This window comes from Microbacterium sp. NPDC057658, from assembly GCF_042799975.1.
Classification (GTDB): domain Bacteria; phylum Actinomycetota; class Actinomycetes; order Actinomycetales; family Microbacteriaceae; genus Microbacterium.
This window is the reverse complement of the sequence record NZ_JBHVHT010000001.1, coordinates 503,296-512,436: the sequence shown is the minus strand read 5'-3', so window position 1 is coordinate 512,436 and position 9,141 is coordinate 503,296. Positions and strand designations below refer to the sequence as shown.

10 protein-coding genes are annotated in these 9,141 nt (G+C 70.3%); 7 read left to right on the top strand and 3 right to left on the bottom strand.

Translation table 11 applies throughout. From position 1 onward, the window contains the following. Nucleotides 1–50: 50 nt before the first annotated feature. The gene (locus tag ACFU8V_RS02455) at nucleotides 51–620 is read right to left on the bottom strand and encodes a dihydrofolate reductase family protein (protein ID WP_378868743.1); all 570 of its coding nucleotides are present in this window, start codon (nucleotides 618–620) and stop codon (nucleotides 51–53) included. 70 nt (nucleotides 621–690) lie between these two features. Between ACFU8V_RS02455 and ACFU8V_RS02450 the strand changes: the two genes are divergently transcribed. From ACFU8V_RS02450 to ACFU8V_RS02430, 5 genes are all read left to right on the top strand, one after another. Next, nucleotides 691–1,257: a TetR/AcrR family transcriptional regulator gene (locus ACFU8V_RS02450; RefSeq protein WP_126893774.1), complete on the top strand. Its 567-nt coding sequence runs from the start codon at nucleotides 691–693 to the stop codon at nucleotides 1,255–1,257. Between the two features lie 82 nt (nucleotides 1,258–1,339). Further along, nucleotides 1,340–2,662, top strand: coding sequence for a GAF domain-containing protein (locus tag ACFU8V_RS02445; RefSeq protein ID WP_378868740.1), 1,323 nt, complete (start codon nucleotides 1,340–1,342; stop codon nucleotides 2,660–2,662). Nucleotides 2,663–2,833: 171 nt separating this feature from the next. Continuing rightward, on the top strand, nucleotides 2,834–4,384 hold the full coding sequence (locus ACFU8V_RS02440) for an aldehyde dehydrogenase family protein (protein ID WP_249521436.1): 1,551 nt from the start codon (nucleotides 2,834–2,836) through the stop codon (nucleotides 4,382–4,384). 69 nt (nucleotides 4,385–4,453) lie between these two features. Further along, nucleotides 4,454–4,843, top strand: coding sequence for a DUF779 domain-containing protein (locus ACFU8V_RS02435; RefSeq protein WP_085605273.1), 390 nt, complete (start codon nucleotides 4,454–4,456; stop codon nucleotides 4,841–4,843). Between the two features lie 81 nt (nucleotides 4,844–4,924). Further along, the gene (locus tag ACFU8V_RS02430; protein WP_062765849.1) at nucleotides 4,925–5,329 is read left to right on the top strand and encodes an arsenate reductase ArsC; all 405 of its coding nucleotides are present in this window, start codon (nucleotides 4,925–4,927) and stop codon (nucleotides 5,327–5,329) included. Between the two features lie 7 nt (nucleotides 5,330–5,336). On the opposite strand, the gene ACFU8V_RS02425 is transcribed toward ACFU8V_RS02430, so the two are convergent. Beyond that, nucleotides 5,337–6,248, bottom strand: a complete 912-nt coding sequence (locus tag ACFU8V_RS02425) for a LysR family transcriptional regulator (protein WP_062765846.1) — start codon at nucleotides 6,246–6,248, stop codon at nucleotides 5,337–5,339. Between the two features lie 103 nt (nucleotides 6,249–6,351). Between ACFU8V_RS02425 and ACFU8V_RS02420 the strand changes: the two genes are divergently transcribed. Both ACFU8V_RS02420 and ACFU8V_RS02415 read left to right on the top strand, forming a co-directional pair. Next, complete coding sequence (locus tag ACFU8V_RS02420; RefSeq protein WP_378868734.1) at nucleotides 6,352–7,737, top strand: MFS transporter; 1,386 nt, start codon at nucleotides 6,352–6,354, stop codon at nucleotides 7,735–7,737. Beyond that, a complete protein-coding gene (locus ACFU8V_RS02415; RefSeq protein ID WP_378868731.1) occupies nucleotides 7,734–8,480 on the top strand; it encodes a 3-hydroxybutyrate dehydrogenase in 747 nt (248 codons plus the stop codon). The genes ACFU8V_RS02420 and ACFU8V_RS02415 overlap by 4 nt, the downstream gene beginning before the upstream one ends. A 4-nt stretch (nucleotides 8,481–8,484) precedes the next feature. Here ACFU8V_RS02415 and ACFU8V_RS02410 read toward each other — a convergent pair whose 3' ends face one another. Beyond that, complete coding sequence (locus tag ACFU8V_RS02410) at nucleotides 8,485–9,123, bottom strand: TetR/AcrR family transcriptional regulator (protein WP_378868728.1); 639 nt, start codon at nucleotides 9,121–9,123, stop codon at nucleotides 8,485–8,487. Nucleotides 9,124–9,141: the final 18 nt, after the last annotated feature.

The following is a 9,141-nucleotide window of genomic DNA, read 5'->3' as shown; positions in this document are numbered from 1 at the left end:
CGGTATTGCCAACCGGGCGTCGACCGGCTATGCACCCGATGACGACGGGATCACTCGCCGCGCTGTCGCACGTACTCCGTCACCACGACGCCCGATTCATAGGCGGTCGTCTCCACGGCCTCGAACCGTTCGGGACGGTAGGGGCGGTCGCCGAAGAGCGGGATGCCGGATCCGAAGAGCAGCGGCTGCCGTTTCAGGATGAGCCGGTCGATCTCGTCGGCGAGCGTCGCCGCGAGAGCCCCGCCGCCGCACAGCCAGATTGCGCCGCCTTCCTCGCGCTTGAGGCGCCGCACGACGTGCACCGGGTCCTCCGCCGTCACCTCGAGATTCTCGGCCGCGGCGGTGCGGGTGCGGCTGAAGACGATCTGCCGCAGATGCCGGTACGGGCTTGCGAGCCCGCCCACCTCGTACGTGTTCCTGCCCATCAACACGGTGTCGAACACGTCGTTGCGCTGCGGGATGCCGAGGGCTTCGGCGGCCACGGTCGGCAGGGTGTCGGCGAAGCGGGCGTTGATGCCGTCCATGTGGTCGCCCTCGACGAGGAAGGCGTCGAACTCCCCGCCCGGCCCGGCGATGAAACCGTCCAGGGTCACCGCTGCGTAGTACACGAGCTCTCGCATCGTTCTCCAATCACTACATCTGTTGCGGTTAAGAGTACGACAGTCGTAGTGATTGCGCTAGGGTGGCGGCATGGCGAGGAACGAGCCGCGACGACGGCAGATCGCGGATGCGGGGCTGGCGGTGCTGGCTCGCGAAGGATCCCGGGGGCTCACACACCGCGCGGTCGACGCCGAGGCGCACGTCCCCGCGGGCACGACGTCGAACTACTTCCGCAGCAGGGAGGCGCTGATCGAGGGCCTCGTCGACCGCATCGGGGAACGCCTGGCTCCGACGCCCGAGGACCTGGAGCGGAGGGCCGAGATCACGCCGAGCCGGGAGCTCTTCGCCGACTACATCCGGGACATCGTGCGCCGCCTCACCGCTGATCGCGACGTGACCCTCGCCCTCTTCGAACTGCGGCTCGAGAGTGCGCGCCGTCCCGAGCTCGCCGCCGTGCTCGGCGCCTGGCAACGGGCCGGCTTCGACGCGGACGTCGCCTTCAACACCGGGGCGGGTCTCCCCGGGGGCCGGCGGGAGATCGCCCTGTTCCACTACGCGATCGACGGTCTGCTGCTCGACCGGCTCACCACCCCGATCGACCCGGAGACCTCCACCGACGACGTGATCGACGATCTCGTGGCCGGGCTGCTGCCCTGACCGCCGCCGCGGCTGCTGTTCCGCCCGGTCGATCCTGCTCGTACACTGAGGGCACGCTCCCGGCTCCAGGAACGGAGAACGCGTGTCTGCGACGTGGCACGATCCGCGGGAGGCGTCGCCGACGGCGTCTCGCCTCCTCGTCGAGCGTGCGCACGAGGAGCTCATCGCCGGGAACCTCGACGATCACCGCCTCCGCGAAGTGCGTCCGCTCGTGCGCGAGTCGTGGGAGCGGTCGTGGCGCCGCCGCGTCGGTCCGGAGGGGCTGCCGCCGCTCGATCTGCATGAGGACGAGCTCGACGCCTATCGTCTGGCTCATCCGCTCGCCTCGGCGATGGAGATGATCCGCGCGCTGCTGCTTCCCGGCGACTCCGAGGACTCGGGGGTCGTGATCGCCGTGGGGGACCAGGCCGGGCGCCTGCTGTGGATCGAGGGGGACGCGCAGCTGCGGTCCCTGACCGAGGGCATGGGGTTCGTCGCCGGCGCGAACTGGGCGGAGGACGCCGTGGGCACGAGCGCTCCCGGCACCGCGCTCGCCCTGGAACGGTCGGTGCAGATCCGCGGGGCCGAGCACTACAACCGGCTGGTGCACCCGTGGTCGTGCACCGCGGCGCCCGTGCGCGACCCGGAGACGCAGCGGGTCCTGGGCGTGATCGACATCACCGGGGGGCCGGAGGTGGTGACCCCGCAGGCGCGACTGCTCGTCGACGCGACGGCGCGAGCGGTCGAGTCCGAGCTCCTCGTGGCCCGGCTGCAGCGACGGGCGGAGCCTCCGGCTCGACGACTGCCCGGCAGGACGCCGCCGGAACCCCTCGCCCGCGCGCGACTGCACGTGCTCGGACGCGACCGCGCCCGGCTGGAGACCGTGTCGGCGCACGAGGAGGCGGTCACCGAGCTCAGCGCCCGGCACGCCGCCATCCTCCTGATGCTGGCCGTGCACCGTCAGGGACTCTCCGCCGACCGGCTCGCCGAGCTCGTCTACGGCTCCGGCGTCTCGCCGGACACCCTGCGGCCGGAGATGGTGCGTCTGCGGAAGGTCCTGGAGCGGGCGGCTCCGGACCTCGTGCCGGAGTCCCGCCCGTATCGTCTTCCGGTGCCGCTGGAGACCGACGCCCACGACGTGCTGTCCCTCCTGGATCGCGGGGCGCACCGGGTCGCTCTGACGGCGTATCGGGGGCCGGTGCTGCCGGAGTCGGCCTCACCCGGCGTGGAGGAGTTCCGTGACTCGGTCCGGGCGGCGCTGCGGGAGGTGATGCTGTCGGGGGCGAGTCTCGACGTGCTGCTCGCCTACGCGGACACCCCCGAGGGGAGCGAGGACGCGGAGGTGCTGCGGCTCGCGTTGGAGATGCTGCCGGCGCGCTCGCCGCGTCGTGCCGGTCTCGTGACCCGGATCGAGCGCCTCACCTGATTCGAATCGCCCGATTGGCCCCATTTCGGCCGCGGATGCAGCACAGTGCGCGATTCAAACGGGGTGCAACCGGCTGCAACGTTGCGCACCGGGAGTGCAACGGGCGACGGCCTAGCGTCGAGGGAACACCGCGGCATCGACGCCGCGGCGCCCCCGTCGAAGGAGACCCCCATGACCATCGTCGAAGAAGACGTGTCCCTCGCCTACGCGGCCCCCGGGCAGCCCGGAGCAGTCGCGAGCTATCGGCCCCGCTACGGCCACTACATCGGCGGCGAGTTCGTCGAACCCGCCAAGGGCCAGTACTTCGAGAACATCAGTCCCGTCAACGGCAAGCCCTTCACCGAGGTCGGCCGTGGCACCGTGGAGGACATCGACCGCGCCGTCGACGTCGCCTGGAAGGCCTTCACCGCCTGGGGCAAGACCAGCCCCGCGGAGCGCTCCGTGATCCTGAACCGCATCGCCGACCGGATGGAGCAGCACCTGGAGGAGATCGCGGTCGCCGAGACCTGGGAGAACGGCAAGCCCGTGCGGGAGACCCTCGCCGCCGACATCCCGCTCGCCATCGACCACTTCCGCTACTTCGCCGGCGTGCTCCGCGCGCAGGAGGGCGGCATCAGCCAGCTCGACGAGAACACCGTCGCGTACCACTTCCACGAACCGCTCGGCGTCGTCGGCCAGATCATCCCCTGGAACTTCCCGATCCTCATGGCCGTGTGGAAGCTGGCGCCGGCGCTCGCCGCGGGCAACTGCATCGTCATCAAGCCCGCGGAGCAGACGCCCGCATCGATCCTGTTCCTGTTCGACATCATCGGCGACCTGCTGCCGGCCGGAGTCGTCAACATCGTGAACGGTTTCGGCATCGAGGCCGGCGCCCCGCTCGCCCAGCACAAGCGCATCCGCAAGGTCGCCTTCACCGGGGAGACCACGACCGGGCGCCTCATCATGCAGTACGCCTCGCAGAACCTCATCCCCGTCACCCTGGAACTCGGGGGCAAGAGCCCGAACGTGTTCTTCGAGGACGTGGCCCGATCCACGAGCGACCCGTTCTACGACAAGGCGCTCGAGGGCTTCACGATGTTCGCGCTCAACCAGGGCGAGGTCTGCACCTGCCCGTCACGCGCCCTCATCCAGCGCTCCATCTACGACGGGTTCCTCGCCGACGGCCTCGAGCGTGTGAAGAAGGTCGTGCAGGGCAATCCGCTCGACCCCGCGACCATGATCGGCGCGCAGGCCTCGAACGATCAGCTGGAGAAGATCCTCAGCTACATCGACATCGGGAAGCAGGGCGGGGCCCGGCTGCTCACGGGAGGCGAGCGCGCCGACCTCGGCGGCGATCTCAGCGAGGGCTACTACGTGCAGCCGACCGTGTTCGAGGGGACGAACGACATGCGGATCTTCCAGGAGGAGATCTTCGGTCCGGTGCTCTCGGTCACGAGCTTCGACGACTTCGACGACGCGATCTCGATCGCGAACGACACCCTGTACGGCCTGGGCGCCGGGGTGTGGAGTCGCAGCGGGGACACGGCGTACCGCGCAGGCCGGGCGATCGAGGCGGGCCGTGTGTGGACGAACACCTACCACCAGTACCCGGCCCATGCCGCGTTCGGCGGGTACAAGCAGTCGGGCGTCGGCCGCGAGAACCACAAGATGATGCTCGACCACTACCAGCAGACGAAGAACCTCCTCGTCTCGTACGCGGACGGTCCGATGGGCTTCTTCTGATCCCCCCGCCCGGGTGTCGGACGGCGCTCGCCGCCCGGTCCGACACCCGGCATCCCGGAAGGAGTCCCCATGGCCGACGCCGCCCTGCCCGCCCGCGTCGCGGTGACCGCCCCCGCCGCCGCGCTCGTCCGCGAGCTCACCGCGCAGCACGGGCCGCTCATGTTCCACCAGTCCGGCGGCTGCTGCGACGGCTCCGCGCCCATGTGCTACCCGGTGGGGATGTTCCTCACCGGCCCCGGCGACGTGCTCCTCGGCGCCCTCGACGTCGGGCTCGACGATCCGGTCGAGGTCTTCATGTCGGCCTCGCAGTTCGAGTACTGGAAGTTCACGCACCTGACGATCGATGTCGTGCCGGGACGCGGCGCCGGGTTCAGCGTCGAAGGTCCGACGGGGATGCGGTTCCTCATCCGGTCGCGGATGCTCGACCCCGCGGAGCTGGCGAGCCTCGGCCTGGTCTGAGGACTTTCGAATCGCCTGATTGGTCCCATTTCGGCCGGAGATGCAGCCAATCAGGCGATTCGAACGGGATACGCTTGCCCGGTGAACGCACCGTACCGACCCTCCGTCCTCTTCGTCTGCGTCCACAACGCGGGGCGCTCGCAGATGGCCGCCGGCTTCCTCCGGCACCTCGCCGGCGACCGCATCGAGGTGCGCTCCGCCGGGTCGATGCCCGCTGCCGAGATCAACCCCGTCGCGGTGGCGGCGATGGCGGAGGTCGGCATCGACATCAAGGCCGAGCAGCCGAAGGTGCTCACGACCGAGGCCGTGCAGGCGTCGGACGTCGTGATCACGATGGGCTGCGGTGACGCCTGCCCGTTCTTCCCCGGCACGCGCTACGAGGACTGGGTGCTCGACGACCCCGCCGGCCAGGGGATCGACGCCGTCCGGCCGATCCGCGACGACATCCGCGGTCGCATCGAAACCCTCGTGTCCGAGTTGCTCTGACCGGCGCTCAGCCGGCCCCGTCGAGCATCGCCTTGGCAGCACGCGTGCGGGCGCGCAGGGCTTCGGCGAGCGCCGCGACCGCGGGGAGCCGCAGCGACTCGGGCCGCGCGACCATGTAGTACGGGAGCTTCTCGGCGAAGACCTCGGGCAGCAGGCGCACGAGATCCGGGTGCCGGTCGGCCGCGAAGCAGGGGAGCAGGCCGATCCCGGCTCCCGCGCGAGTGGCCTCGACGTGCACGAAGACGTTGGTCGAGGTGAGTCCGTCCTGCATGCCGGGAACGAGGCGGCGCGGAAGGTCGAGCGCGTCCACCTGGAGCATCGAGTCGACGAAGTACACGAGTCGATGCTGCTCCACCTCGGCACGCGATGCCGGGGTGCCGGTGCGGCCGAGGTAGTCCCGGGAGGCGTACATGCCGAGGGTGTACGTGCCGAGCTTCACGGCCTGCGCGCGGCGGGTCTGCGGCGCGCCCACGACCACCTCCAGGTCGAGCCCGGCGCGGTGCTCGGCGGCCCTCCGCGTGGCGGCGACGATCTCGACCGTCAGCCGTGGGTGTGCTCGGCGCAGCTCTGCGATCGCGGGGGCAGCGATGTAGGCGCTGAAGCCGTCCGTGGCGGACATGCGCACGACGCCGGCGATCGGATCAGGAGTCTCGCCGGGGGCGGAGTCGAGCTGGGACAGCGCGGCCTCGATGCGTCCACCGGTCTCGGCGGCGGTGCGCCCGAGATCGGTGAGTTCCCACCCGGACGCGGATTGCGCGACGACCCGTCCGCCGAGCGCGTCCTCGAGGGCAGCGATGCGGCGCGCCACCGTCGTGTGATCGAGACCGAGGTGGGCGGCGGCGCTCGTGTACCGGCCGGTGCGGGCGACCGCGAGCAGCACGAGCAGATCGTCGGCACGAGGCCTCTTCGCCGCATCCATGCTGCAATTATGCACAGCCGCTGCGCGCCACTGGGCATTGCTGCAAATCCGGCCCGTGCCGACACTGGAACGGATGTGTCACCGTCGACACCGAAGGAGAGAAATGACCGCCCCCACCCGCGCCTCCGGTCACCCCGCCGCCGCCCCGTCCTCCTCGAAGCTCACGCGCGTCGTCGCCGCCTCCATGGCCGGCACCGTCGTCGAGTGGTACGAGTTCTTCCTCTATGCGACCGCCGCCAGCCTCGTCTTCGGCACCTACTTCTTCCCGGCCACCGGATCGCCGCTCGACGGCATCATCGCCGCTTTCGTGACGTATGCGGTCGGCTTCATCGCGCGGCCGCTCGGCGGCATCGTCTTCGGTCAGATCGGCGACCGTTTCGGCCGCAAGCCCACGCTGCAGGCCACGATCATCATCGTCGGCGCCGCGACCTTCCTCATGGGGTGCCTCCCCGGCTTCCAGAGCATCGGCTACTGGGCGCCCGCGATGCTCGTCGCGCTGCGCTTCATCCAGGGCTTCGCTGTCGGCGGCGAGTGGGGCGGGGCCGTCCTCCTGGTCGCGGAGCAGAGCCCCGACCGGTCGCGCGCGTTCTGGTCGAGCTGGCCCCAGGCCGCGGTTCCCGTCGGCAACCTGCTCGCCACGCTCGTGCTCCTCGTGAGCTCGTGGGCGATGAGCTCGGCGGCGTTCCTCGAGTGGGGCTGGCGCATCGCGTTCTGGCTCTCCGCGGTGATCGTGCTCGTCGGCTACTACATCCGCCGCAACGTCGAGGAGGCTCCGATCTTCCTGGAGGCGAAGGCGCAGGTCGAGGCGGAGAAGGCCACCTCCTACGGCGTCGTCGAGGTGCTGCGCCGGTATCCGATCGGGATCGTGCAGGCGATGGGCCTCCGTTTCGCCGAGAACATCGTCTACTACATCGTCGTCAGCTTCACGATCGTGTACCTCAAGACCGTGCACGAGTACGACACCAGTCAGCTGCTGCTCGCCCTGCTCATCGCGCACGTCGTGCATTTCGCGATCATCCCGCAGGCGGGACGGCTCGCCGACCGCTGGGGCCGCAAGCCGGTGTACCTCACAGGCGCGATCCTCAGCGCCACCTGGGCCTTCTTCGCCTTCCCGATGTTCGACACCCTGAACCCCGTGCTCATCGTCCTCGCGGTCACCATCGGCCTCTGCTTCCACGCGTTCATGTACGCGCCGCAGCCGGCGGTCATGGCCGAACTGTTCCCGACGCGGATGCGGTACTCCGGCGTCTCGCTGGGGTCGCAGGTCACGGCGATCCTCGCCGGATCGCTGGCGCCGATCCTGGCGATCCAGTGGCTCCGGGACTTCGGCTCCTGGCTGCCGATCGCGCTCTACATCGTGTTCGCCTGCATCGTCACGGCGATCGCGGTGCTCTCGCTGCGGGAGACGAAGGGCGTGTCCCTGCAGGCCATCGACGACGCGGATGCCGCCCGCACGAACGCCCGCACCGCGGCTGCGAGTGCCGCATGACGGATCTGCACGGACGTCGTGCTCTCGTCACCGGGGGAGCGAGCGGGATCGGTGCCGCCGGCGCGAGAGCCTTTGCCCAGGCGGGTGCCCGCGTGACGATCGCCGACATCGACGGCGACGCGGCCGAAGCCCTCGCCGACGAGATCGGCGGGGCGGCGTGGCAGATCGACCTCACCGACCGCGATGCACTGGCCGCACTCCGCCTCGACACCGACATCCTCGTCAACAACGCGGGCGTGCAGCACGTCAGCCCGATCGAGGAGTTCGACCCCGCCCGCTTCTCGCTTCTCCTGCAGCTGATGCTCGAGGCGCCGTTCCTGCTGACCCGGGCCGTACTCCCGGGGATGTACGAGCGGGGCTTCGGGCGGATCATCAACATGTCGAGCGTCCACGGTCTTCGCGCCTCACCGTTCAAGGCGGCCTACGTGGCGGCCAAGCACGGCCTGGAAGGGCTGTCGAAGGTGACGGCGCTGGAGGGTGCCGCGCACGGGGTCACGAGCAACTGCATCAATCCCGGGTACGTGCGCACGCCTCTCGTGGAGCGCCAGATCGCCGACCAGGCGCGGGTGCACGGCATTCCGGAGAGCGAGGTCCTGGAGAAGGTGCTCCTCACCGAAGCCGCGATCAAACGCCTCGTGGAGCCGGAGGAGGTCGCCGGCCTTGCCGTCTGGCTCGCCGCTGACGCCGCCGGGATGGTGACCGGCGCGAGCTACACGATGGACGGCGGCTGGTCCGCGCGGTGAGCCGTCATACCGACGGAGAGGCCGCGGCGAGCACAGCGCTCCGCAGCCAGGAGCGATAGCGCTCCGGCGACCATCCGGACTGCACGACGAGCTGCTGGTGGCTCTCCGGCGAGAGCAGGAACGACAGCACGTCGGCGAGGGCGTCGCCGTCGTGGTCCGAGTCGACGATGCCTCGGCGCTGGAGTTCCGCCGCGAACCCCCGGTAGTCCGCCGCCCGGTTCGCGAGGATGCGCTGGAGGGCGGCGTCGACGACCGGGTCGGAGAGCGCCGCGCCCAGGAGGACCGTCCAGAGCGCATGCCCCCGCTCGTTCGCCGCGCCGATCTGCGCGATGACCGCGTCGAGGAACACGTCGTCGGGCAGAGTCGTCAACCCGGAGCCGGCCTCGGTGTCGGCGAGGGTCTCGGCGGCCTCCGAGCCGGAGAAGGTGACCTCGAAGGCGGCGATGAGCAACTCCGCCTTCGCCGCCGTGGTCTTCACCGTCTCCGCGGAGACCCCGGCCTCCTTGGCGATCGCAGAGATCGTCGTCGCCTGGTATCCCTGCGCGGCGAACAGGCGGGCAGCTGCCGCGACGATGCGCGCACGGGTCTCCTCGGCCTGTCGGGTCCGCAGGGCGGAGCGGTAAGGGCGTGCATTCGACGTCATTGACTTTCCTCAAGGGGT

Coding starts and splice junctions, on each gene's coding strand:
- ACFU8V_RS02450 (WP_126893774.1), top strand. CDS start 691: ATGGCGAGGAACGAGCCGCGACGACGGCAGATCGCGGATGCGGGGCTG.
- ACFU8V_RS02440 (WP_249521436.1), top strand. CDS start 2,834: ATGACCATCGTCGAAGAAGACGTGTCCCTCGCCTACGCGGCCCCCGGG.
- ACFU8V_RS02410 (WP_378868728.1), bottom strand. CDS start 9,123: ATGACGTCGAATGCACGCCCTTACCGCTCCGCCCTGCGGACCCGACAG.
- ACFU8V_RS02435 (WP_085605273.1), top strand. CDS start 4,454: ATGGCCGACGCCGCCCTGCCCGCCCGCGTCGCGGTGACCGCCCCCGCC.
- ACFU8V_RS02425 (WP_062765846.1), bottom strand. CDS start 6,248: ATGGATGCGGCGAAGAGGCCTCGTGCCGACGATCTGCTCGTGCTGCTC.
- ACFU8V_RS02420 (WP_378868734.1), top strand. CDS start 6,352: ATGACCGCCCCCACCCGCGCCTCCGGTCACCCCGCCGCCGCCCCGTCC.
- ACFU8V_RS02415 (WP_378868731.1), top strand. CDS start 7,734: ATGACGGATCTGCACGGACGTCGTGCTCTCGTCACCGGGGGAGCGAGC.
- ACFU8V_RS02455 (WP_378868743.1), bottom strand. CDS start 620: ATGCGAGAGCTCGTGTACTACGCAGCGGTGACCCTGGACGGTTTCATC.